The organism is Cytobacillus spartinae (genome assembly GCF_042865285.1).
In the GTDB taxonomy this organism is placed as follows: domain Bacteria; phylum Bacillota; class Bacilli; order Bacillales; family Cytobacillaceae; genus Robertmurraya_A; species Robertmurraya_A spartinae.
The window spans coordinates 745,840-769,538 of sequence record NZ_JBIACK010000001.1; the positions used below are offsets into that span (position 1 = coordinate 745,840).

The window sequence follows — 23,699 nt, forward strand, 5'->3', positions numbered from 1 at the left end:
ACAACCGTTTTAACTTCTAGTCAATTAAAGTTACTTTCGATTTCTGCTAGCTCTATTTTCTGTAGAAAAATAAAAAACAGCGATTAGAAACAAAATGCTTGAGATTGTTAGTACTATTCCGTTCCATTCACCACTGAATATAGTGATATTAACAAGAGTAATCGTGTGCATGAAAGCTACAATTACAAACAATACAACATAAGTTTTCACTTTACTTCCCCCCCACAATCAGACTACTGAATTCTACTGTCCCTTTTTTGAAGCAAGGCGAACACGTTAGCATTCACCTCCATAGTTAAAGCTAAATTTCTATAAATATACTTCTTTAATATATCCTACGATTTGTCTTGATTTAGCTTATCAGCTATATCCCACAATAATCCAATAATAACTCCTAATAATATGGATATTCCGTAAAAATTAGTCATATCCGTTTCAGTGAAAAGATTTAGCCCTGTGTTTACTGACCATCCCGCAGTTCCGCCTCCAATTACTCCTACTAATGTTAATCGTTCTCTTTTCTTTATTTCTGTTTGCTCCATTATTAGCACTCCTTGGATCTTATCTTTCAAAACAAACCCTTACCAAATCTACTAAACTCTCTCGATAGCAATGATTTTCCTTTTTGAAAAAACCTGTACTTTGTTAAAAAATAACTCTACCAATTCATCTCTCATAGCTTGTTAATACTCTGATATTTATTCATATAAACTTAACCGTTAGTTGAGTAATTTCTTTTCAAGTACGATTTTATGTAATCCTTTTTCATCCGTATAAGTATTAATGACATCAAATCCATTTTTAATATTCAAGACTAACATATTACGCCATTTATTCATTGTTTTTGTTTGAACAACACTATAGCCATGTTTCTTTAGATATTGATGTTGTTTTTCCATTAACCCTGAAGCAATACCACGTTTTCTATAATTAACATCCACAGCGCCTAGCCAACTATAGAATCTAGTATTGTTAAGTTCATAGCCCATCTTATATCCAATTACTTTTGGACCATTCATTGCAACAACAACTAACAATTGAGATTTACTCGCCATTTTATTAATTAAATCATCTGAAGTACCAAAAATACCTTTATGTATTTCCAAAATTTCATTTAAGACGTCACTTTCAGGCATAGAATTGAAAATAAAATAATCTATGCTCATTTAATCCCTCCTAACGTAATAATTAAGAATTACTACATTCATATTCTGATAAGACTCACCAGTTAGTCAACCAGGAAAAAGATGTACTCAAATAGGGAAGGTTCACAATTTAACTTTAAGTCTACGTTTTTCAAATATTGCCTCTTCTGGTTAATACCGGTATGATATTAATGAGCTCTATATTATTATTAATTGGGGTGTTCATATGAACCGTAATATTCAATCGCTATTGAAAGTAATAACAATATTAGTAACGGTAAATGTTTTAACGCTTGGAATGACAACTTTAATAGAGTTGACTGTTCAGCTTAGTAATAGCATGTATTCAGCTGGATATGGTGTCGGAACCTATTTAAAAGATTTCTTTAGTTAGAGAGTAATAATAACAAACTATTATACATAATGATGTATGTTCAAATATTATTAAAATTTACTTGCTTTTAAATTTGATTTAGCTGAATTAGTTCTAAACGGTCCGTTTCTGTAGAGAAACATATGAAAGAGCATACTAAGTACCAGGGCCAAATCGCATATGATTTGGTCTGTTGCTTTTTCCTTATACATTTCAAAACTTATTGGGTATAAACACTTGGATTCACATACGAAACCGCACCTTAAATAACATAATGACAATAGCTGTTGTCAACGGGCTAATCCTATTTAATTCCGTGTCATTTGCCATAGTGATTTTAAAAGAATCATCAGTTAACTGTAATTTTATGTTAAATTAAATATAGAGTTTGTGAAGGCTATTTCCTAAAATACCGATAAGAACTATTCAATAAGAAATCAAAAAAGTACTGTGAAATAAGACTAACCTAAAGGATCATTACATAAAAAAATCTATGGAGGTATAATTATGTGGGTAATATTAGGGGTTATTGCTATAGTAGTAACTTTTATAAATCTTTATATGTATGCAGCAGGAAAGGATTATAAGCTTGCTATGGCGATGGGATTATCATATACAGCATTAACACTTTGTGCAGAATACAGTCTTGTATCTCGCTGGGTAAAAGTAGAAGATTGGGCAGCTTTAGCAGATGTAGTACCTGGTATGGAAAGGGCATTATGGTTTTTGACAATTGTTTCGATTTTACTAAATATAGCACCCATAATTTTAGAACGAAAAGGTAAGAAATAATTACATATTGTCCCTTCATTTATATAATATGCAAGTATTGTGTAGGTCTTTATCGTCTTAAAAGGTTGCATTTCATCCTATACTACGCAGCTAAAATTACCTTAATCCTCTCATTTAAACCTTGTGGCCCACTATCTTATTAAAATTATTATTCTTGTATATAGACGGGCCAATCTTAACTATCGTATTTCTCACCATACAAGAAGGCCGTTATCCAGTTGTGCAATCTTTCCATACATCCATGAACTATTCACAATGAGCTTAGCTCTATCCTTACGGCTCTCTTCAAATGCCTTTACTGCAACAAAAAGATCTTTTCCTTGTTCTAAACATTTTGCTAGTACCTCCGCGTCCTCTACTGCCATACATGCTCCCAGTCCTAAATTAGGTGTCGTAGCGTGTGCTGCATCGCCGATTAGCACTACTCTTCCTTTTGACCAATTCTGTAATGGCTTAAAATCATAGATCAATTTTCTAGAGATATCCTTCTCTTTTGTCCCTTCAATTAAGGTTGGAACCGGTTGGATAAATCCTTTAAACGAATTGATCAATTGTTCTTTGAATATCTGACTTTCTTTCAGATTTTCCGATGTATTCCTTGTCCCATACCAATAAACTAGGGAATCTGAAATAGGAATGAATGCAAACCGCACCCCATTATCCCAAGATTCAAACGTGAAACCAGATTTCGTATATTGATTTGTATAAGAAGAGACCCCTCTCCAAGCTTCATAACTACAAAAGCGTAAGTCATGATTAGGAAACAACGAACAGTATCTAAGCTAAGTTAAGACTATGATTTCAAAATAATTCTCCTTAACTAACTCCCCCCCCTTTTAACAGATTGTCTAACAAAACTGTAATAAAAATCCAGGTTATTTCATTTTATAAATATTAGTTATTGACTTAACTAACTAGTTAGTCTAAATTAAAATTAACAAATTATTCCACGGGGTGATGTTATGAAAAAGGTAATTGTTGTTGGAGCAGGTTTAGGCGGGTTATTTACTGCTGGTTTATTGGCAGGAAGAGGATATCAAGTCACAGTAGTTGAACGATCACCAATTTTAGGTGGCAGGTCTCACGTCTTAAAAAAGGATGGTTTTACATTAAGCTATGGAGCTCATGCCATCTTGGCACCAAAAGCACACCCCGTAAAAAGTATCTTCAAAGAGTTAAACATAAATTTAACCTATCATAAAGCAAGTCTATCTAAATTTAAGCTTTATAAGGAAAATAAATTAATCTCTACCCCTTTAGGATCTGGAATTCTAACATCACCCGCCATTCATGGGATGATGAATCATTTTGTGTTTATAAAAAAATTCATCCAAATGGTGAAAGCAAAGCCTACGTTCGATCCTAATGTAACAGTTGAGGATTGGATAAACGAAAACATAAAAGATGAATCTATAGCAAAGGTAATCAAGGCATATGCAGCTCTATCCGTCTATGATGGAGCATTGGATTGTTATTCTATGAACGCTTTCGTCGAACTAGCAAACTGTGAATATTCAAACAACGAACCACTTGCTTATGCAGCATATGATGAATTATTGGATAAGTTAAGAACACATATTATCGCAAACGGTGGAGAAATTCAATTGGGATGTAAAGTTGAAGCGCTTATTATTCAAGATGGAAAAGTGGTTGGGGTTGAAACAAAGGAACAAAACTTATATGCAGATAATGTTGTATTGAACTTGCCTCCTAAAGCTATAGAGAATATAGTTAAATATGATCCTTTAATAGATGAACTTAGCCCTTACTTTAACCAGAGACCACAGTTTGTATATGTTTATGATTTAATGCTATCTAAGCCTTTAAGAAAAGATATAACAAACATCTTGGATCTGGAGGAAAACGTATATATTAATGATTACTCCTTAAATGTTCCTTCATCGGTTACAAATAGCGGGCAGCTCCTATCTTGTTTAAAGTTTTTAAGTAAACAGGATCAGCAAGACGATTGCCATGCAGAGCAGTCCAAAAAATCAGTAGAAAGAATTCTTGATAGCGTCTATACAGGATGGAGACAGCACACAGTTGGAGCAAGGATAATAAATAGGGCTATGGTGAACGGAATTGCAAGACATACTGGTAATAAACTCCTTCCATTTGAAAGTAAGAATGTGGAATCTCTCTATTTTGTAGGAGATTCTACGTCTGGCCGTGGAGGCTTAGGATTGCCAGCATATGAGAGTGCTTGGCAAGTTTCAGAGAAGATTGATATAAAAAATTCAATTAAGCATGTTAGTAATGTTTAGTTAAAAAGGAAGATCAGTACAAATGACAGAGGCAATACCCGGTAAAGAAAAGATTTTGGAGACAGCATTAGTTGAATTTGCTAGTAAGGGTTATGAAGGGGCCAGAGTGGATCGGATTGCAATTGAAGCAGGCGTAAATAAGGCTCTAATTTATTATCATTTTAAAAGCAAAGAAGAGCTTTATGTATCTACAATTAACTATTTGTTCAAAAAATCAGCCCCTACAGAATTAGAAATACCCTCTTCTTTAACAGTTAGAGAAAAAATGTTACTTTTAATAAGACACTTCACAACGTTTATTCATCATAACCCGATTTTTGTAAAAATATTGGATCAAGCTGTTAATAACAGCAATAACCTTTTTGACAATTTATACGAACAAAACCTCTATTTTCAAATGGTTATGGCACTATACTTTGAGGGAGTTACAAAAGGAGAAATTAGAGTCATTGATGAGCCAGTCGATTATTTGGTTTCCCTTTTAGGTTCTTGTTACTTCTTCTATTCCCATCGAAATGCCTTAAATAAATTTTATAGTAGCCATTTGGATGAAAAGGAGTTTCTTGAAATGCGTATCCGGACAGTACAGGATATTGTAGATCGGGTTTTATTTCAAAAATAAAGAATTCCATTGTTTTTTTCCGACCAAAAAAACGAGAAAAAAGGTATTTTCACTAAACTGCACCGTTAGCTTAAGTACATCCCTTTCACAAATTCACCAGTAACTGAAGATATTTGTTGCACAATGTGGGTCTACTCCACAGCAAATAATCACAGTTGCTTATTTCATATAACTGCTACAATCATAAGATAAGCGTTTCTGCTTTTACCCAGAAACGCTTCCCTTAGTATAAAATTCATAAATTACTAAAACCATAGTCACTTAACAAATACAAAAATCAATAAACTAATTGAAAATAAAATATAAGCAATCTGAATGATAATGTACATGGTAAATTCAAAGGTTGAGAGTTTATTTGGCTTTTTAGTTTTTTCCAAATGCCTTAAATAGAAAGCGGAACTAACTATAAGGATTACGTAAGAAATTGTACGTAATACTTCTGCAAACATGAACAAGTTCATCTACTCCTGCCTATCTATGTATGGTCCCCGTCCCTTTACTAACTTATTTGTCTTTAACTTGAGATTTTGCTTTTGGTTAAATAATGAAATTGCAGCTACAACCAGACCTATTAGGAGGTACTTTAGGAATCCTCCTTCGATGTAGTAGTCAACCATTGCTATAAGAAACATACATACCATACCATTACACTTAATATTATTCTTATTATAACGTTCAATAAAAATCACTTCCCTCTCTTCAAAAAACCTGCTCTATTGTAGAATCATATATAAAGGACTTCTCCTTATTGAAGAAATGCTTCCCGTTACTTTTTCAGCTAATGCAGCCGTTTGTTGAAAAAGCCTTTATTTTTCAAACCTCACTAAGGTCTTTTCTGGTATATCAAAGTTATTGTTCATATTCTCCACAACTTCTAATTGTACCTTCCTTCTACGCCAAAACAGCTTTCCCCTTTTCTCAGGGAAAGCTGTTTGTCCTACTTATTTTTATCCAGCATAATAAAGGTTCATAGCTTTGTTTGACATTTCCTTAAAGGTTTGTATTTTAATTGGGTCTACATTTCCACCACTGATAATACATCCCACCTTTTTTTGGTCAATCGGGATTTTTTTGTATAGAATAGCTGCCAATGCAGCCGCCCCCGCTCCTTCGACAAGCATTTTTTCTCTTTCAAGCATAAACATGATCGCATGGGCAATTTCTTCATCGGAGACAGTTACGATATCATCTATATACTTTTTTATGATTGGATAAGTATTAATCCCTGGTTCCTTAACTAATATCCCATCCGCTAATGTGTTTACCGAAAGGGAGGACTTCATTTTTTGATCTGTAAATTTGTGATATGTGGCAGATGCCCCTGATGCCTGCACACCAAATACTTTTATTGAAGGATTAAATGCTTTTACTCCAAGTGCAATACCTGATATCAGTCCTCCCCCTCCAATGGGTACAAAAATAACGTCTAATTGGCTTTTTTGTTGCAACATTTCTAATGCTATTGTTCCTTGCCCTGCAATAACCTTTTCATCATCAAAAGCATGAACAAAAGTGCTACCATTTTGGTTCATTTCTTCTATGGCCCTCTGATAGGATTCATCGTATGTTTCACCAGACAATACGATTTCTGCACCGTATCCACTTGTAGCAGCAACCTTAGAAAGGGGAGTATGCTTGGGCATGTAAACTTTGGAATTAATCCCTCTTAAGGATGCTGCAAGGGCTACTCCTTGAGCGTGATTTCCAGCAGATGCAGCTAGAATCCCGTTCTTCGCTTCCTGATCTGAAAGGGATAAGATTTTATTCATGGCTCCTCTTAATTTAAAGGATCCTGTTTTCTGTAAATTTTCTAGCTTCAGAAATCGTTTGCGTTTGTTAAGTAATTTAATGTTGAACTTTGCTTTAAAGGAGTTTGATGCACTTTATCTATTAGTTTTTCCATTGCTTCAACGATGTTGATATTCTTTAATAAATTCCCAATAGGCTCACCTCGTTATAACTATTTTATGGTTTAATTTTCATCAGTTTACTAGTTCCCTCTTTGTCCTCTGTTTCACGAATGGCATCATTTTTCTCAGCTCTTTACCAACCTCCTCAATCGGATGCTGATTCTCTCGATTATTAATCGCATTAAATTCAGCCCGGTTAGCTAGATTTTCTAATACCCAGCCTTTAGAGAATTTTCCCGATTGTATATCCGCCAATATCTCCTTCATCCTTGCCTTTGTTTCTGCATTAATCACTCTTGGTCCAGATACGAAATCTCCCCATTGTGCTGTATCCGATATTGAATGTCTCATTCCTTCTAGCCCTTGTTCGTACATAAGATCAACTATTAATTTGAGTTCATGCATGCACTCAAAATAGGCGACCTCCTTTTGATATCCAGCTTCCACAAGGGTTTCAAACCCTGCTTTTACAAGTGATGTTAAGCCACCACAAAGAACCGCCTGTTCACCGAATAAATCGGTTTCCGTTTCTTCCTGAAAATTTGTTTCTAATACACCTGCTCTAGTAGCACCAATTCCTTTTGAATAGGCTAGTGCAAGTTCCTTAGCCTGACCTGTTGCATTCTGGTGAACACCGATTAGCGCTGGAACACCAGCCCCTTCCTCAAAGGTTCTCCGGACTAGGTGACCTGGACCCTTAGGTGCCACCAAAAACACATCCACATTTTTAGGTGGATCTATTTGATGAAAATGAACATTAAAACCGTGAGCAAATGCAAGTGCTTTTCCTGAAGACAAGAAAGGCATAATTTCATTTTCATAAACGGTTGGCTGTTTTTCATCAGGCAATAAGACCATGATTACATCTGCCTCTTCACAAGCTTCCATCACAGATAACACACGGAATCCATCCTTCTCTGCTTGAACCCATGAATTTCCTCGGCGTAATCCGACTACTACCTGAATACCACTTTCCCGTAAATTTAAAGCATGTGCATGGCCCTGTGAACCGTAACCTATGACAGCTATGGTCTTACCATTTAAAACTCCACCTTCTACATCTTCATTATAATAAACCTTTACCATTTCAAATCTCTCCTCTTTTTCTTTAATCTAATGGCATCTATGCTTTCTTACATCAGTACCTTCTTAATCCATGAGAGTTCTCGTTCAATGAAATCTTCATCAGTTACATCTGTTACAAACAGGACATCAATCTGTTTATTTATTTGCTTCACGAACTGCAAAAACTTATGTTCATCCTCGACCTCTATAATTACAGACATCTTCGAAATCTCTTTTGCCTCTTTGTAAACAACTACTGCAAGACTTTCAATCTGGTATTGATGTTTCGTAAATAAACCCATAAGTCGAGTTAGAACCCCATTTTGGTTATTGATTAATGCCGTGACCATTCTCTTTTTCATGGTTTCACCCCAATCATTTCATGCAACCCTTTTCCTGGAGCTACCATTGGATAAACGTTTTCATTAGGGTTTACGCAACAATCAATTAGAACTGGCTCTCGGTCGGCCAAAACTTCCTGCAATACCTTCTCTGTTTCCTCCCTTTTGCTCACTCTATAAGCTTTTATTCCGTAGGATTCTGCTAGCTTAAGAAAATCTGGCTGCAGGGAAAAGATAGATTGTGAAAGTCGTTTTTCATAAAAGGTTTCTTGCCACTGACGAACCATTCCTAGAGAACCGTTATTGACAATTACGATTTTTACCGGTAATTCCCATTCTTTTAATAAAATTAGTTCTTGAAGTGTCATTTGAAAACCACCGTCCCCAACGATCGAAACGACGGTTGCATCAGGTTCTGCCAACTGAGCACCAATGGCTGCCGGGAATCCAAAACCCATTGTCCCCAATCCACCAGAAGTAACCCAGCGATTAGGACGGGAAAAGGAGTAGAATTGTGCAGCCCACATTTGATGCTGACCGACATCAGTCGTGACAATTGCATCCCCCTTTGTATATCTGTGTACCAATTGAATTAATTGTTGCGGTGATAGGAAATCCTCGGTATCGGTAAACCAATAAGGATACTTTTTTCTGTTTTGTTGTAATCGGTTTAGCCAGTTTTTCGAATCTGGTCCTTTAATTGTTTGATCCAAAATAATCTGTAAGACTACTTTTGCATCGCCTACAATTGGATAATGAGTCTGTACATTTTTACCGATTTCTGATGAATCAATGTCAATATGTGCCACCTTTGCTTTTGGTGCAAACGTATTCAAATTACCTGTTAACCGATCATCAAAGCGTGCACCAATATTGATTAATAAATCACATTCATAAATGGCCATGTTTGAGGTATAACATCCATGCATACCAGCCATTCCCAAAAATAGAGGATGCTGCGCTGGAAATCCTCCGAGTCCTAAAAGAGTGTGGACTACAGGTATTTGAAATTGTTCGGAAAATCTATGTAGTTCTTCTGATGCGTTTGCATGTATAACTCCTGCTCCTGCTAGAATGACTGGCTTACTGGAATGTTTAAGAGCCCCAAGAAGCTCTTTTATCTGGGTTAGATCTGGATTAACAGTTGGTCGATATCCTGGCAGCTTAACTTCGACCGGTGATAAAGGGGCAGCTTGATGAGCTGTTAAGTTCTTTGGTATATCGACTAATACAGGACCTGGTCTACCTGTTGTCGCAATGTGAAAGGCTTCTTTTACAATTCTAGGCAGATCCTCTACTCTTTTCACCTGATAGTTATGTTTTGTGATAGGTGTTGTAATACCAAGAACATCTGCTTCTTGAAAGGCATCCGTTCCAATTACTTGCGAAGCAACCTGACCGGTGAAAATAACAAGTGGCAATGAGTCCAACATGGCATCAGTTATTCCTGTCACTAAGTTTGTTGCACCTGGTCCGGAAGTAGCAATAACGACACCTGGCTTCCCTGAAACACGTGTATAGCCTTCAGCCGCGTGGATTGCTCCTTGTTCATGGCGGGCAAGAATATGCTTTATCGGTGAACGATATAATGCATCGTAAAGTCCTAAAACCGCCCCTCCAGGGTAACCAAACAATAATTCAACGCCCTCCTGCTTCAAGGCTTGAATGAGCAAGTCTGCCCCGTTCAAATTTAATTTATCTACTTCTACCGTTGCCTTTTTTGATTCCATATCAATCTCCTCCTTCTCAGGATCATAAAAAAAGCCAATCCACCCTCACACATGATTTATTCTTTGTGTAGGGGTGAAAAGGCTTTTGCTTTCCACGGTACCACCCTCATTTGAAACATCTCTTTCGAAATGTAACCTTTTAAGGCAAATCAAGGCTCACTCTTGGAATAAAAGTCCTGACCTGTCTCATTTTTGATAACAAGTATACATAAGTACGCGTATACTCGACTGTTCCTACTGCTATTTCGGAACAACACTCAGAGGGGATGAAAGGATTTGGCGTATTACTGGCTTTCAGCACGACCAGCTCTCTGTGAATACGGTCTCCAAAACCTTATACCTCGTCATCGATTTTACTATTAAATTTTTAAAATTCCGCCTGTGCTTGCAGATGTGACTAGCTTCGAATAACGGGCTAAATACCCTTTTTTAATTTTCGGCGATGGTTGTGTCCATTTAGCCTTTCTCATATTAAAGTCCGCTTCAGAAACGGAGAGGGAAATCGTTCTGTTTACTAAATCAATAAATATCGTATCTCCATTTTGTACAAACGCTATAGGGCCTCCTTCAGCAGCTTCTGGTGAAATATGGCCAATGGAAATTCCACGGGATGCACCAGAAAATCTACCATCGGTGATAAGCGCGACTTTCTTTTCAAGTCCTCTCCCAGCAATGGCGGCAGTTGGTGCAAGCATTTCCGGCATTCCTGGTCCACCCTTTGGTCCTTCATACCGGATAACAACAACATGCCCTTCCTGTACATCACCCTTTTCAATTCCAGCTAAAACTTCGTCTTGAGAATCGTAAACGATTGCCTCTCCTTTAAAAGTCTTGATGGTGGGATCTACTGCTCCTACCTTTATGACACACCCATCTGGTGCAATATTTCCAAATAAAATGGATAAACCGCCAACTGGGCTATGTGCCGTTTCCTTACTACGAATTACATCATCGTTTAAAACTTCTGCATCCTTTACATTTTCATAAAGTGATTTTCCTGTGATGGTGATGCGATTTGGGTGGACAGCCCCTTCCATTTCACAAAGCTGTTTAATAATTGCACTTACACCGCCTGCATTATGAACGTCCTGCATAGAATAATCGGATGCTGGGCTTATTTTAGACAAATATGGAATTCGTTTTGCCACTTCATTAATTCGACTTAGATCATAGTCTATTTCCGCCTCGTTTGCGATTGCTAGTGTATGAAGAACTGTATTTGTTGATCCCCCCATCGCCATATCAAGCGCAAAGGCATCATCAATTGTATCTCTTGTAATAATATCTCTTGGCTTAATGTCTTTTTTAATCATTTCAATCAAATGTCGAGCTGCATCATAGATTAATTGATGGCGATCCTTGGAGGTGGCAACAAGCGTCCCATTCCCAGGTAAAGCCACCCCGAGCATTTCCATAAGAGAGTTCATTGAGTTTGCCGTAAACATCCCTGAACAGGAACCGCATGTTGGACAGGCATTCTTTTCAATATCTAGTAATTCCTGTTCAGACATTCTCCCTGATTGATAAGCTCCAACACCCTCAAACACAGATACTAACGATAAGGGCTTTCCAGAACTTGAAACACCCGCTTCCATTGGACCACCCGATACAAATACAGAGGGAACATTTGTCCTCACTGCCGCCATAAGCATCCCGGGAGTAATCTTGTCACAGTTAGGTATATAGAATACTCCGTCGAACCAATGTGCATTAATTACGGTTTCAGCTGAATCTGCAATAAGCTCTCTACTTGGCAAGGAATATCTCATCCCAATGTGCCCCATCGCAATACCATCATCAACCCCAATCGTGTTAAATTCGAACGGAATTCCACCTGCTTCTCTAATTGCATCCTTGACAACATCAGCAAACTGTCTTAAGTGGACGTGTCCAGGAATAATATCTATATAGGAATTGCAAACGCCAATAAATGGCTTATCAAGATCCTTTAATTTCACTCCTGTTGCATACAGTAAACTTCTGTGTGGAGCACGGTCCACTCCCTTTTTAATCATGTCGCTACGCATATCAAATCCTCCAACTATCCAACTTAGACATTTTGTTGTTCATATACCTTTACTCCATCTTCTTTAACGACTTTTCTAAATTCTTCTAGAAGTTTATTTGTGTAGGAACCAGGTTTACCATCCCCGATCTTTCTTCCATCCACTTTCACAACAGCAATTACCTCTGCCGCTGTCCCCGTTAAAAAGACTTCGTCAGCTACATATACGTCGTGTCTTGTAAAAACTTCCTCTTTCATAGGGAAGCCGAGTTTATGAGCAATTTCCATGATGACATTTCTTGTAATTCCCTCTAATGCTCCTACATACCCAGGGGGTGTTAAGATTTCGCCATTTTTCACAATAAAAACATTGTCTGCAGACCCTTCAGCTACATAGCCTTGATCGTTCAACATAAGCGCTTCACTAACACCAGCTAAATTCGCCTCAATTCGAACAAGAATATTATTTAAGTAGTTTAATGATTTCACTTTTGGTGAAAGAACATCCGAACGATTCCTTCTCGTTGCAACAGATACAATGTCGATTCCCGTTTCATATAATTTTTTAGGGAATAATGTAAGTTCTTCTGCAATGATGATGACTTGAGGTTGTGAACAAGAAGCTGGATCCAAGCCCAGATTCCCCACCCCTCTAGAAACAACTACCCGAATATAGGCATTTTGTAGATTGTTTCGTAGTAAAGTCTCTACAATAAGATCACTTAATTCCTGCTTACTATATGGAATGGATAATAGGATTGACTTTGCTGAGTCATAAAGTCGATCAACATGATCTTGAAGTCTAAACACATTGCCTTCGTACATTCGAATTCCCTCGAATACCCCGTCTCCATAGAGAAAACCGTGATCATACACTGAAACAACGGCATCTTTTTTACTAACAAATTGTCCATTCAAATAAATTAATTGTTCCATCATCATCTTTCCTCATTTCTCATTTGTTTTCAAAACATTACTATCATCTTAAAACAATAATTTTTTTGAAAAATAAAAAAACTCGCCCCTAAAAATAGGGACGAGTTAGCTCGCGATACCACCCTAGTTCCGTATGTGAATAGAAAAATCCACTTACGACACTCGATCAACGTACAATCATACGTGTTCCTTTGTAACGGGGGACCACCCGGCAATACTTACTGAACTATTTCAGCATTGCATCTCGGAGATGATTTTCGGATAAGCTCTGAACATCGGCTCGCACCATTTACCGACTCTCTGTGGAACAGGGCACTTATCTTACTCTTCTCGTCATCGATTTTATTTTCCAAAATTTATTAATACTAAAATTATCAGCTATAAATTAATTTGTCAAATACTTTTTTAAATCTTTTTTCTATATTTTTTTATTTTAGGTTACTAAAATCAAAGCTCTTATAGCAATCAGATTTCCCTCTATGTACGCCTATTTCTCTATGATTCGCTCATCTTGCCATTTTATTAAATTTATATCTCTCCTTCTTGTACTATCTTAGAATAGAATGCTATGTTAACTTAGACGAGATGTAATAGTGATGAAAAAATCGTTAAGTTATGTTCACTTAATTTCCACCTCTATTTAATCATTATGATGTAAGTGCAAAGGAGTGTCTTAGAATGACGAACATTCTAATTGTTGATGATGATATCCATATTTTAAAACTTGTAGAAGTTCATTTATCTGAAGCAGGCTATCAAGTATTCCAAGCTCAGGATGGTATAAAAGCTTTAAGTATCTTAAAAAATCACACGTGTGATTTAGCAGTTGTGGACGTGATGATGCCATATATGGATGGGTATACGTTAACGAGAGAAATCAGAAATGAGTATGACATTCCTGTTGTCCTATTAACTGCTAAAAATCAAATTGAAGACAAAGAACAAGGCTTTCAATCTGGAACCGACGATTACCTTGTCAAACCTTTCGAACCGAAAGAATTACTCTTTCGAATCAAAGCCTTATTACGGCGATATGATAAAAAACAGGATGAGTCCATAATCCGAGTAGGAAATACGATTATAAACAGAAAAAGCTATGAAGTCCAAATTGGTAATCAAACGATCCTTTTACCGTTAAAAGAGTTCGAATTATTGTATTATTTCCTTTCAAACCCTATGCAAGTGTTTTCCAGAGATCATCTAATAGCACATATTTGGGGGTTAGAATTTGAAGGAGACGAACGAACGGTTGATGTTCATGTGAAAAGATTAAGGGAACGTTTTTCTAAATTGACGGAGGATTTTCACATCAAGACTGTACGGGGGATTGGCTATTTATTGGAGGCAAAACGGTCGTGAAGTCTCTTTATGTGAAATTTGTTGCAACTACAATCGGAATCATGATTTTAAGTGGAATCGTAGCTTTTTTAATCTCCAATACATATTATCAACAAAAATTAAAACCTTATAATGATCAAAAAAACACAAAAATTGCCCTGGATATTACTGCGTTTGTTGTTGAGCATCCGTATCTCGATTTGAATGCGTACTTAGAAAACCTTTCTTCAGTTGGCTATCAAATTTACTTGGTGGATCACACTGGAAGGGAATCCTATTTTGGCGCACCATTCAGGGATAAAACGCTCTTTGCCACCACTATAGAAAAGGTACTAAATGGAGATATTTATCATGGTATACTTCATTTTCCACAAGAAACCTTTGTTACAGGCTTTTTTGCAAATGAATTAAAGAATACAATTGGTGTCCCCTTTAAACATAATGGCACCGATTATGCTCTTTTTATCCGACCTGATATTAAGCTTCTTTTTAATGAGATGCATATTTTGTTTGGCCGTCTACTTGCATTTATGATTGTTTTAAGCATTGTGATGGTAATCATCAGTACAAAATATTTAGTGAAACCAATATCTAAATTAACAGATGCAACAAAATCACTTTCAACAGGAAACTTTAATGTTGAACTTGATATCGATCGGCGCGATGAAATAGGAGAACTATCCAAGAGTTTTTTACAAATGTCACGGAAATTAGAACAATTGGATGAGATGAGAAAGGAGTTCATATCCAACATTTCTCATGATATACAGTCCCCCCTATCGAACATAAAGGGCTATACAAATCTGTTGGAAAAAGAGACACTTGGATATAAGGAGAAGACACATTATATTTCTGTCATAAATGGTGAAATTAATAGGCTTTCTACTTTAACAAAACAATTATTGCTTCTTGCCTCATTGGATCGCAATGAAGATCTGATGAAGAAAAAAAGTTTCAATGTTGCACAGCAAATTAAGGAATTAATCCTAAATTATCAATGGATCATCAATGAAAAAGGCATTATGATTGGCTACTCCTTACCGGATATAGAAATAAACGGAGATCCATCTTTACTGAATACAGTTTGGGATAATTTGTTAACCAATGCTATTAAGTATAATAAATCAGATGGCCGAATTGAGATATCACTAGAAGAACGTGGAGAATCGATATTAGTAACCTTTGAAGACACAGGCATAGGATTGGATCAAAGTGAAATAGGTAGGATATTTGATCGCTTTTACAGAGGAGATATCTCACGAACACGTTCGGTTGAAGGGACAGGACTAGGACTATCAATAGTTGCTACTATTGTTAAACTTCATGATGGTCATATTAGTGTTAGAAGTAAGGAAAAAGAAGGAACTACATTCGTTGTTCAATTACCTATTGGTTCTAATGTCTTTTAATGGTGTCAGTCATTTTCTGTGGAAGCAAATCCACTTAAATGACTGACACTTTTTTTGTAATCTTTTATTCATCCTCCGTTCATATTCATGCTGTACATTTAGAAAAGAGTCTTACAAAGAAATTGAAGGAGAGAATAAGTATAATGAAACATAGTCAAACATTGTTACGTTTTGCTGGCTTCTTTGGTGTAATAGGAGCAGTAATGGGTGCGCATATGGCTGGCTCTGGAACCTATGTATTCCGTCCTGTTCATGCTCATATTTTAGTTGTTGGTTGGTTAAGTCTCTTCGCATGGGCAGTCTACTATAAGGTTTTTCAAACCTCAGAGACTATTTTGACAAAAGTACATGTTTGGAGTGCCATTATAGGATCAGTAGGTTTAACTTTAGGTATGTGGTTATACATGGTGAATCCATTTAACCTTCCAGAAAAATTAACACTGGTCTTCTATATTGTAGGAGGAGTAGCACTGCTTGTAAGTTTCGTAATGTTTTTCATAATTACAATGGTTTACAAAGAAGAGGAATAAATATATTGCAATAATAATTGAAACACTTATTTTTTAAAATTTTGTCTTACAGTTTGTGAAAGCAAAATTGACTCCAAAAAAGTTTTTCTATTAGGTCTCCATACTTCCCGATTTTTTGTTGCTTATTGTCTGGATCCCGTTCACTCAAAAATAATAAACAAAGATTGGAGGATAATTTATGAATATAGCCTGGAAAGAAATAAACAAAAACAAAGTAAGGTTCTTAATATTAGGCTCAATCATATTTCTAGTAAGCTTGTTAACATTTATTATCTCTGGTTTGGCGAATGGATTATCACAAGATAATGCTGCATTAATCAAAGGATTGCCAAACGGACAATTTTATATGAATGATAACGCTGAAGAAACCTATAACTTATCAAAAATAGATATTCGTATCCAAGATGATATATTAAGCAAACAAAAGGATGCTGTGGCACTATCCATACAAATGGGATTTTTGAATGATGAAACAGAAAAACAACGGAGTGTCGCCTTTGTTTCATCCACCGACTCAAAGTTATTTGAAAATGTTAATAACGGGGAAATCATCCTTGATCGTTCATTGGAGGAAGAAGGTATTAAGGTTGGAGACACCTTAACTAATAACCAATATAGTGGAGAGTTTGTCGTAAAGGGTTTTGTGGACCAAAAGAAATATAGCCATGCCCCCGTCGCTTATATAAGTATGGAGGATTATCAAGAAATTTATCGAGTCGAAGAAATGCAATTGATTTTCATACCGGAAGGGAATCCGTTACTAAAAGTCGCTGGATTACAATCATTCTCAAAGAAAGATTTTCTTAGCACCATTCCGAGCTATAATGCAGAACAGATGTCTTTAAATATGATTGTGTGGTTTTTAATTGTAATCAGTGGAATGTTGTTTGCCATCTTTTTTTACATGGTAAACGTTCAAAAAATGGGATTATACGGTATTCTGAAAGCAATTGGTTTAAAAACGAGTACGTTGTTTAGAATGATGTGGACACAAATGCTGTTTATTACACTAATTGCACTTTCTCTAACCATAGCATTTAGTCAAGTTTTTAATTTGATTGCACCTAAAGGAATGCCTTATAGTTTGCCAACTGACACAACAGTACAATTATCGTTGATCTTCCTAATTGTAGGGTTTATTGGGGCTACGGTATCAGGTATACAAATAAAAAAAGTAGAACCATTACAAGCGATTCAACAAGGAGAGGTTTAAAGTGGCGATGTTTACCATGGATGGAGTTAGAAAAACATTTTCATCTGGTGAAGTGAAGGAAGAAATCTTAAAAGGAATAAACTTATCTCTAAGAGAAGGTGAAATAACGGCGTTAGTGGGTGTGTCAGGTTCTGGTAAGAGTACCCTTCTTACAATCGCTGCGGGACTTCAGCCTGCATCAGGTGGACAGATAATTTTCGAAGGAAACAATATGATTACGATGAGTCCAGAACAAGTTCGGAAAATCAGAGCAAGTAAATTTGGCTTCGTATTTCAATTTGCACATCTGGTACCTTTTCTCACTGTAGAAGAACAATTGATACTAATGCTGGATGTTTCTGGATCAAAAGTTAAGAAAAAAGAACAAAAAATAGAAATTGATAAAATTCTTAAACTAGTTGGAATGGAACATCGGAAAAATGCATATCCTTCATCATTATCGGGCGGGGAAAAACAGCGGGTAGCAATTGCCCGTGCAATTATCCATAAACCCAAAGTTCTCTTCGCAGATGAACCAACTGCAAGTTTAGATTCTAGAAGATCTAAAGATATTATGATCCTAATTAGAGATTTAACTAGAACACTAAACATTACCACCCTAATGGTTACCCATGATGAAGAAATGCTTTCGTATGCTGATCAAATTGTAAAAATGAGCGATGGATTTGTAATGAAGAGTGATTAGATTCCTTTAAATTGTAACAAACAATCAAGTCAGAATGCTGAACCTCGGCAAAGAGAGATTTTTCGTTTTGTTAAAAACTACATTAGATATAATACAACTTACTAATTATTATGCACCTTAGGAAAAACGAAGCCCTGCCTTCATTCTTTCAAAGGTGCCTTATTTTATTAGGTCTTATTGAAATTTTTGAGTAGCTTCATGTCCCTGCTCTTGATCCCGACTTGCTAGAACAACTTTAAAACCTTTCAACGCTAACTGTTTGACCAGTTCATACCCAAGACCTCGGTTTCCACCGGTGACAAGTGCAACTTTTATATCTTTTTGACATTTTAATTACCTCCAAATACGCATTCTCGTGTCATAGGGATGTTGAGAGGTCCCGATAGGCAGTGACCTTTAATAATAGACACAGTAATCACTGTCTTTTTTAATGGTGCTATTCTATATTAATTTAGCTACTCCCTACAGATATAGCTAATACTCATATCTTATATCATGAAATGTTTGATAGGTATTTCTAAAACGTCATATTAAAACACTAAAAAAGTAGGATACTTTCAAAGTACATTTAGGCTAAAAAGGAGCAAAGATATGCTAGTTATTTAGATGGTTTTTTTTGGAAACAGATACAGTAAGTAACCTCTATATTGATGCGCTAATTACGTTCCCTAGATGCCAATGGAGTGTCAAAAGCATCATCAAAGCCTAATTCTGCCTGTTTCCTAATTGCCGAATCAACATCGAGTTTTATTTGGTATACAAACCACTTGAAGTTCTGATAACCCTCTTTTGGATTATCTAAATTAATTCCATCCATTCCTGGTTCAACTTTCATACATTTATAATAGCCGAACTTCCTTCCCTGTTTTATGTAGCTATTATTAAAGAGATGGCTTTGTATTCTAACTTTGGGATGATAACCCTCGCCTCGATAAATGACTTTGTACTTATCATTGAAAACTAATTTACAAGGGTTTTCATCAAACTTACAATCCGTTGCTATTAGATAAAGGCTAGGATAGTATTTTACATCATCAATATCTTCTTCACTCTTGATTTCTACCCATGTTCCTTCTGGGAAATGTTCTTCTGATTCGAACATCTGTTTAAATTCACTTCTAAACTCAGACAGTAATTGATCAAGTCTAAGCTGCATATTATTCATAGACTAGTAACACCTTCAATCTCTATTTATAAAAGTTGTCTTCTTTATTAAAAAGAAAGTCAAATCTTAATTGCACTTTATAAATGCATGGTTAGCCTTAGTATTTAGTTAAAGATTTGTTGCTTTTCCCTATATTACACTCTTGGCAAAGCGCTTGAAGATTTTCTAAAATAGTAAGTCCACCTAATGAATAAGGAACAATATGGTCTATATGAAGAGTAATTCCATCTTTAGGTGAACGCCCACATAGTTTGCAACAGCGATCTCTTTCTAGGACTTTAAACCGCAGACTAAGAGGGATAGAACGGCTCCCTTGTCTCTTTTGAATCTTTTCAGGAAATACATCACTTGAGGCATCACTTGATAGCCAGAGAGGGTTCAAATTAAAAGTAGGTAGAATTTCTAACTGATATCCCTTGTTGCCCATAAAATGTCCTTTTAATAGTGAAATCATTAGAAAATCAGATATGAATTTTTCTGAAGTAGTGTTTAAAAAAGTTTCGGATTTAGTATCATAAATTCCTAATAATAGGTCATTTGTTTCTGTGATATCAAAACCAAGTTTATAGAGTAACTCAGAAAAGACCTGCTGCTTCATCTGTCTAAAAGCTTTAGTTGCTTTTGTATTACCTTTAAGGCGGTCTGAGAACTTTATCTTCTGCACTAAAAATATCGAACCTTTTGCGTCTTTTTCTTTTGTTAGATTTATAGAGAATAATTGCCCGCTTTTATTGTTAAAGCGACCAAAGCAGTTAATACGATAATGGCAATTAGTGTTTTCATAGAGTTGAAGAGATAATTCGACCTCTCCCTGATGGATTGGAAATGTGTAATTATGGTATCCCTTCAATAACTGAAAACTTTCATCACTATATTGAATGGGTTTTGTTATCCCTTCTCGACCTTGTAAGAAAAACGATCCCATTTTAATCTGATATTTAGGAAGTTCTGTATTTTTAAGATGGCTTGCAAATTTATAGATATCACTTATTTCTTTATCCAATATTATTGGATCATCAAATACGGAAAAATCACTATTCAATATAAATCCCTCCTAATGGTGATTTACAAATACATAGAGCACACGTTTGTCTATGGTATTTATGTTCTTTATGCTCACCTAATTCTCTCCATCAGTGAATTATCGGTATTCGCTTCCCCCGCCCCAAATTTCACGACCACCTGTATGTCCTGTATCTTGGTGTACTTCTTGGTCCACTAATTGGATCACCCCTGGTTGCTCATGATGATGCCATACATACCCTTCTGGAGTAACACCATTTTGTAATCCTTGTACATCGAAGGAGGATAAATCTAATTGATTCGCTAAACTATGATTCTCCTGAATAGATTGATATAAAGTTTCATTCGCTATATTAAAGTGAGTATTATCAGAGGCTAAATACATTTCTTCTGCAATTACTACACTAAAGTCAGATTCAAAGACAGGGAATGTACCGACTTTTATCTCTCCGTTAGGTAGTTCTACCTCTCTTGTTTCAAAAGGAACCCCTGTCTCTGTATGATCTAACCCGCTCAAATGGTCATTTCTCATATCAATCTCTTCTGCTTCAACTTTATCAACCCCATCTACAAAGTCCACGACACCAACAGCAAAGGTCGTGACAGCTACCACTTTTCCAAGATTCTTTACCCCTTTAAGAATTTGTTCCTTATCTTTATTCTTCAATCCGTTTGCTGTAATTCCTGCACTCTTCACCGTATATTTGATGCTAGAGCCAATCCCTTTAACTGTTCTACCTGTAGAATCTTTAATATCGTACCAACCTTGTTGTTTAGAAGAATCATTGTTTTTGAGAAGTCCGTAACCACCTCTTGCCACTCCATCAGCAAGTTGTCCAACCGTATCTACCGCTCCTTTAGAAGCATCTATGACAGTATTTCCCACTTCACCTATGTATTGCCCTAATTCCTTATTTTTAGTTGAAACAGCCTTGCTAACGAGCTTTACTCCACCTTTTGCCGCTCCCCCAACTACCGTATTGGTTACTTTTCCTATGTTGCGAAAAATTGCCACTGATCTTCCTCCCTTAAAATACTTAGGATAATTTTACCATGTTAATTATGTTATCTCTACAAAGTTCTATATACTTCAAGAGTTAATATGTTTTACGTTGGAGTTAAGGTTTCTCCAGATTCAGAAGTTTCTTCGAGTTTAGAGAAACATTGATATAGCTCAAGAACTAGGTGATTTAAAACGTCGTCACCGTTTCATAAATTAATTTTGCCACATAATATATCGGTATAGTTTTTTCTATTATTTACATTAATGGCAAAATTTGTCGAAATTATTCCCTGTTCATGTGCCTTTAAATATAGGAATATATTACTAGTGTTTATACAACACTAGGAAATACTTGAGTCTATTTAGGAGGATTATATGAAAACGCGTAGCATTAAGGGGAAATTAGTCTTATTTTCTTTGATTTTACTTTTTGTTCCCAGCCTAATAATTGGAATAGGGAGTTTCTTAAAATCACAGAGTAGTCTAGATACGATTGCAGAGGAACGATTGAAACTTCAAACCAAAATGGTAATCGAAATGATTGAAATGTTAGATAAACAAGTAAAAGAAGGCCAGATTAGTTTAGAGGATGCCCAAGAGATGGTAAAGGTATCTTTACTTGGGGAAAAAACTGAAGAAGGTAAAAGACCCATTAATCAAGAAATTGCTATAGGCGATTATGGGTATGTCGTAATTTTAGACGAGGAAGGAAATATATTATCTCATCCCGCAGCAGAAGGTAAAAATATTAGTGAAGCCAAAACTGAGGATGGTTTCTTCTGGGGCAAAGACATGATATCAAAAGCTGTTAATGGAGGCGGTTTTTCACACTTTGAATTTCCTCTTCCAGATAAACCAGATGTTACCGAGATGAAAATTGCCTACACTGAAAAGGAACCAACATGGGGTTGGCTAGTTTCTTCTGCCCAATATATGAATGAATATCGGGTTAACAGCAATCAGTTACTCTATTTCATGTCATTTATTTTAATTTTGTCTTTTATCATTGGACTTACAACTATATTAATTTTTGTGAAACGTTTTACTTCACCTATCACTTCTGTGGGTGAGCATTTGCATGAGATTTCTAAAGGTAATTTATCACTAGAAAAATTGCCAGTTAATACTCGTGATGAGATCGGTCGTTTGAGTGAAAACCTTAATGAAATGACTGAACGATTTAAAGAATTTATTCAGGATGTAACAAAAGCTACCGAACATGTAGCCTCTTCCTCTGCACAGTTAAATGCAATTACCGATAAAACTAGTAAAGTAACTGAAGATGTATCACACTCCATCCAAGAGGTAGCAGTTGGTAATGAAAAACAAATGGAACGAATAGATGTATTAACCAGTTTATTCCACAAATTATCAAAACAATTAGTTGAGATGAGTGAAACTGTAAAATGGGTTAGGGAAAGTACCGAACAAGCAAAAGAGAAATCCTATGAAGGAAATAATAGCATCGATGCTGTAATCGAACAGATGAACATTATGAACCAAAGTTCAAAACAGATGGAAGATGTAATTACGTCGTTAGGAATGAAATCAAATGAAATTAGTGAAATCATCTCCCTAATAACCAATATTGCGGATCAAACTAACTTACTAGCTTTGAATGCTGCAATTGAAGCAGCTCGTGCTGGAGAGCACGGAAAAGGATTTGCGGTGGTTGCAGATGAAGTACGAAAGCTAGCTGAGCAATCTGGTGAAAGCGCGACTCGAATTAGTCAATTAATCAGTGAGATTCAAGATTCTTCTGAACAAGCAAAATCTGTAGTTCATCAAGAAATTAGTATCGTCCAAAATGGTATGATCCTGGTGAATCAAGCTGGTGAGAAGTTTAAAGATATCAATGAGACTATCGAAGAAGTTTCTCTAAAGACGCGTTCAGTTTCAGTTTCGATTGAGGACATCAATCAACAAGCTGGAGTGATGGGGGAAAAGGTTGATGATATTGAGTCCTTCATTAAACAAACAGCTACATACGCCACTGAAGTTGCAGCATCAACAGAAGAAACGGCCGCTTCAGTTGAAGAAATTGCGACCTCATCCCAAGTATTAGCATCTATGGCAGATGAATTACAAGATAAAGTAAAACAGTTTAAAACATCCCATTAGGTTATTTTTTTCCCACTGTAGGATAT

Annotated in this window: 24 protein-coding genes and 1 other annotated feature; of the genes, 10 read left to right on the plus strand and 14 right to left on the minus strand. The window is 36.1% G+C overall.

Annotated features, from left to right (window positions below):
- Window positions 1–30 precede the first annotated feature (30 nt).
- From ACFYKX_RS03750 to ACFYKX_RS03760, 3 genes are all read right to left on the minus strand, one after another.
- The gene (locus ACFYKX_RS03750) at window positions 31–210 is read right to left on the minus strand and encodes a hypothetical protein (RefSeq protein ID WP_389358184.1); all 180 of its coding nucleotides are present in this window, start codon (window positions 208–210) and stop codon (window positions 31–33) included.
- Between the two features lie 125 nt (window positions 211–335).
- Window positions 336–542, minus strand: coding sequence for a hypothetical protein (locus ACFYKX_RS03755; RefSeq protein WP_389358186.1), 207 nt, complete (start codon window positions 540–542; stop codon window positions 336–338).
- A gap of 177 nt (window positions 543–719) precedes the next feature.
- Window positions 720–1,166, minus strand: coding sequence for a GNAT family N-acetyltransferase (locus ACFYKX_RS03760; RefSeq protein WP_389358188.1), 447 nt, complete (start codon window positions 1,164–1,166; stop codon window positions 720–722).
- A gap of 205 nt (window positions 1,167–1,371) precedes the next feature.
- Between ACFYKX_RS03760 and ACFYKX_RS03765 the strand changes: the two genes are divergently transcribed.
- Together ACFYKX_RS03765 and ACFYKX_RS03770 are read left to right on the plus strand one after the other, a co-directional pair.
- The gene (locus ACFYKX_RS03765) at window positions 1,372–1,539 is read left to right on the plus strand and encodes a hypothetical protein (RefSeq protein ID WP_389358190.1); all 168 of its coding nucleotides are present in this window, start codon (window positions 1,372–1,374) and stop codon (window positions 1,537–1,539) included.
- A 486-nt stretch (window positions 1,540–2,025) separates the two neighbouring features.
- Window positions 2,026–2,310: a hypothetical protein gene (locus tag ACFYKX_RS03770; protein ID WP_389358192.1), complete on the plus strand. Its 285-nt coding sequence runs from the start codon at window positions 2,026–2,028 to the stop codon at window positions 2,308–2,310.
- A gap of 191 nt (window positions 2,311–2,501) precedes the next feature.
- Here ACFYKX_RS03770 and ACFYKX_RS03775 read toward each other — a convergent pair whose 3' ends face one another.
- Complete coding sequence (locus tag ACFYKX_RS03775) at window positions 2,502–3,077, minus strand: FAD-dependent monooxygenase (protein WP_389358193.1); 576 nt, start codon at window positions 3,075–3,077, stop codon at window positions 2,502–2,504.
- Window positions 3,078–3,272: 195 nt separating this feature from the next.
- Here ACFYKX_RS03775 and ACFYKX_RS03780 point away from each other — a divergent pair, with 195 nt between their 5' ends.
- Window positions 3,273–4,577, plus strand: coding sequence for a phytoene desaturase family protein (locus ACFYKX_RS03780; protein ID WP_389358195.1), 1,305 nt, complete (start codon window positions 3,273–3,275; stop codon window positions 4,575–4,577).
- Window positions 4,578–4,599: 22 nt separating this feature from the next.
- Entirely contained in the window at window positions 4,600–5,199 is a 600-nt protein-coding gene (locus ACFYKX_RS03785; protein ID WP_389358197.1) for a TetR/AcrR family transcriptional regulator, read from the plus strand.
- Window positions 5,200–6,146: 947 nt separating this feature from the next.
- Here ACFYKX_RS03785 and ilvA read toward each other — a convergent pair.
- The 6 genes from ilvA to ilvE all read right to left on the minus strand — a co-directional run bounded on the left by ilvA (window position 6,147) and on the right by ilvE (window position 13,189).
- Entirely contained in the window at window positions 6,147–7,049 is a 903-nt protein-coding gene (gene ilvA / locus ACFYKX_RS03790) for a threonine ammonia-lyase (protein WP_389359033.1), read from the minus strand.
- A 132-nt stretch (window positions 7,050–7,181) separates the two neighbouring features.
- The gene (ilvC, locus tag ACFYKX_RS03795) at window positions 7,182–8,195 is read right to left on the minus strand and encodes a ketol-acid reductoisomerase (RefSeq protein WP_389358198.1); all 1,014 of its coding nucleotides are present in this window, start codon (window positions 8,193–8,195) and stop codon (window positions 7,182–7,184) included.
- A 47-nt stretch (window positions 8,196–8,242) separates the two neighbouring features.
- Window positions 8,243–8,536: an acetolactate synthase small subunit gene (gene ilvN, locus ACFYKX_RS03800; protein ID WP_389358200.1), complete on the minus strand. Its 294-nt coding sequence runs from the start codon at window positions 8,534–8,536 to the stop codon at window positions 8,243–8,245.
- Window positions 8,533–10,245, minus strand: a complete 1,713-nt coding sequence (gene ilvB / locus ACFYKX_RS03805) for an acetolactate synthase large subunit (protein WP_389358202.1) — start codon at window positions 10,243–10,245, stop codon at window positions 8,533–8,535. The genes ilvN and ilvB overlap by 4 nt, the downstream gene beginning before the upstream one ends.
- Window positions 10,246–10,604: 359 nt before the next feature.
- Entirely contained in the window at window positions 10,605–12,272 is a 1,668-nt protein-coding gene (ilvD, locus tag ACFYKX_RS03810) for a dihydroxy-acid dehydratase (RefSeq protein ID WP_389358204.1), read from the minus strand.
- A gap of 23 nt (window positions 12,273–12,295) precedes the next feature.
- Window positions 12,296–13,189: a branched-chain-amino-acid transaminase gene (ilvE, locus tag ACFYKX_RS03815; protein WP_389358206.1), complete on the minus strand. Its 894-nt coding sequence runs from the start codon at window positions 13,187–13,189 to the stop codon at window positions 12,296–12,298.
- A 90-nt stretch (window positions 13,190–13,279) separates the two neighbouring features.
- Window positions 13,280–13,532 (minus strand) — a binding site (T-box leader).
- Window positions 13,533–13,864: 332 nt separating this feature from the next.
- Here ilvE and ACFYKX_RS03820 point away from each other — a divergent pair.
- The 5 genes from ACFYKX_RS03820 (at window position 13,865) to ACFYKX_RS03840 (ending at window position 18,361) form a co-directional block, all read left to right on the plus strand.
- The gene (locus ACFYKX_RS03820) at window positions 13,865–14,545 is read left to right on the plus strand and encodes a response regulator transcription factor (protein WP_389358208.1); all 681 of its coding nucleotides are present in this window, start codon (window positions 13,865–13,867) and stop codon (window positions 14,543–14,545) included.
- Window positions 14,542–15,933, plus strand: coding sequence for a sensor histidine kinase (locus ACFYKX_RS03825; protein ID WP_389358210.1), 1,392 nt, complete (start codon window positions 14,542–14,544; stop codon window positions 15,931–15,933). Before ACFYKX_RS03820 ends, ACFYKX_RS03825 begins: the two co-directional genes overlap by 4 nt.
- A 143-nt stretch (window positions 15,934–16,076) precedes the next feature.
- Window positions 16,077–16,463 (plus strand): hypothetical protein, encoded by a 387-nt coding sequence (locus ACFYKX_RS03830; RefSeq protein WP_389358212.1) that lies wholly within the window; start codon window positions 16,077–16,079, stop codon window positions 16,461–16,463.
- A 178-nt stretch (window positions 16,464–16,641) separates the two neighbouring features.
- Complete coding sequence (locus tag ACFYKX_RS03835; RefSeq protein WP_389358214.1) at window positions 16,642–17,676, plus strand: ABC transporter permease; 1,035 nt, start codon at window positions 16,642–16,644, stop codon at window positions 17,674–17,676.
- A gap of 1 nt (window position 17,677) precedes the next feature.
- Entirely contained in the window at window positions 17,678–18,361 is a 684-nt protein-coding gene (locus ACFYKX_RS03840) for an ABC transporter ATP-binding protein (RefSeq protein ID WP_389358216.1), read from the plus strand.
- 174 nt (window positions 18,362–18,535) lie between these two features.
- On the opposite strand, the gene ACFYKX_RS03845 is transcribed toward ACFYKX_RS03840, so the two are convergent.
- From ACFYKX_RS03845 to ACFYKX_RS03860, 4 genes are all read right to left on the minus strand, one after another.
- Window positions 18,536–18,676 carry an SDR family NAD(P)-dependent oxidoreductase gene (locus tag ACFYKX_RS03845; RefSeq protein ID WP_389359035.1) on the minus strand — a complete coding sequence of 47 codons (141 nt, stop codon included), beginning with the start codon at window positions 18,674–18,676 and terminating at the stop codon, window positions 18,536–18,538.
- Between the two features lie 340 nt (window positions 18,677–19,016).
- Window positions 19,017–19,526 carry a hypothetical protein gene (locus tag ACFYKX_RS03850; protein ID WP_389358218.1) on the minus strand — a complete coding sequence of 170 codons (510 nt, stop codon included), beginning with the start codon at window positions 19,524–19,526 and terminating at the stop codon, window positions 19,017–19,019.
- A 97-nt stretch (window positions 19,527–19,623) separates the two neighbouring features.
- Window positions 19,624–20,568 carry an HNH endonuclease gene (locus ACFYKX_RS03855; protein WP_389358220.1) on the minus strand — a complete coding sequence of 315 codons (945 nt, stop codon included), beginning with the start codon at window positions 20,566–20,568 and terminating at the stop codon, window positions 19,624–19,626.
- Between the two features lie 99 nt (window positions 20,569–20,667).
- Window positions 20,668–21,564, minus strand: a complete 897-nt coding sequence (locus ACFYKX_RS03860) for an HNH endonuclease (protein WP_389358222.1) — start codon at window positions 21,562–21,564, stop codon at window positions 20,668–20,670.
- A gap of 363 nt (window positions 21,565–21,927) precedes the next feature.
- On the opposite strand from ACFYKX_RS03860, the gene ACFYKX_RS03865 reads away from it, so the two are divergent.
- A complete protein-coding gene (locus ACFYKX_RS03865) occupies window positions 21,928–23,673 on the plus strand; it encodes a methyl-accepting chemotaxis protein (protein ID WP_389358224.1) in 1,746 nt (581 codons plus the stop codon).
- The last annotated feature ends 26 nt before the right edge of the window (window positions 23,674–23,699 follow it).

What these genes read in the sequence shown, in the direction of transcription:
- ACFYKX_RS03830 (WP_389358212.1), top strand. Translation starts at nt 16,077, where the DNA reads ATGAAACATAGTCAAACATTGTTACGTTTTGCTGGCTTCTTTGGTGTA.
- ilvB (WP_389358202.1), bottom strand. Translation starts at nt 10,245, where the DNA reads ATGGAATCAAAAAAGGCAACGGTAGAAGTAGATAAATTAAATTTGAAC.
- ACFYKX_RS03780 (WP_389358195.1), top strand. Translation starts at nt 3,273, where the DNA reads ATGAAAAAGGTAATTGTTGTTGGAGCAGGTTTAGGCGGGTTATTTACT.
- ACFYKX_RS03850 (WP_389358218.1), bottom strand. Translation starts at nt 19,526, where the DNA reads ATGAATAATATGCAGCTTAGACTTGATCAATTACTGTCTGAGTTTAGA.
- ACFYKX_RS03865 (WP_389358224.1), top strand. Translation starts at nt 21,928, where the DNA reads ATGAAAACGCGTAGCATTAAGGGGAAATTAGTCTTATTTTCTTTGATT.
- ilvE (WP_389358206.1), bottom strand. Translation starts at nt 13,189, where the DNA reads ATGATGGAACAATTAATTTATTTGAATGGACAATTTGTTAGTAAAAAA.
- ACFYKX_RS03835 (WP_389358214.1), top strand. Translation starts at nt 16,642, where the DNA reads ATGAATATAGCCTGGAAAGAAATAAACAAAAACAAAGTAAGGTTCTTA.
- ilvN (WP_389358200.1), bottom strand. Translation starts at nt 8,536, where the DNA reads ATGAAAAAGAGAATGGTCACGGCATTAATCAATAACCAAAATGGGGTT.
- ACFYKX_RS03755 (WP_389358186.1), bottom strand. Translation starts at nt 542, where the DNA reads ATGGAGCAAACAGAAATAAAGAAAAGAGAACGATTAACATTAGTAGGA.
- ACFYKX_RS03760 (WP_389358188.1), bottom strand. Translation starts at nt 1,166, where the DNA reads ATGAGCATAGATTATTTTATTTTCAATTCTATGCCTGAAAGTGACGTC.
- ACFYKX_RS03765 (WP_389358190.1), top strand. Translation starts at nt 1,372, where the DNA reads ATGAACCGTAATATTCAATCGCTATTGAAAGTAATAACAATATTAGTA.
- ACFYKX_RS03770 (WP_389358192.1), top strand. Translation starts at nt 2,026, where the DNA reads ATGTGGGTAATATTAGGGGTTATTGCTATAGTAGTAACTTTTATAAAT.
- ilvC (WP_389358198.1), bottom strand. Translation starts at nt 8,195, where the DNA reads ATGGTAAAGGTTTATTATAATGAAGATGTAGAAGGTGGAGTTTTAAAT.
- ACFYKX_RS03820 (WP_389358208.1), top strand. Translation starts at nt 13,865, where the DNA reads ATGACGAACATTCTAATTGTTGATGATGATATCCATATTTTAAAACTT.
- ACFYKX_RS03785 (WP_389358197.1), top strand. Translation starts at nt 4,600, where the DNA reads ATGACAGAGGCAATACCCGGTAAAGAAAAGATTTTGGAGACAGCATTA.
- ilvD (WP_389358204.1), bottom strand. Translation starts at nt 12,272, where the DNA reads ATGCGTAGCGACATGATTAAAAAGGGAGTGGACCGTGCTCCACACAGA.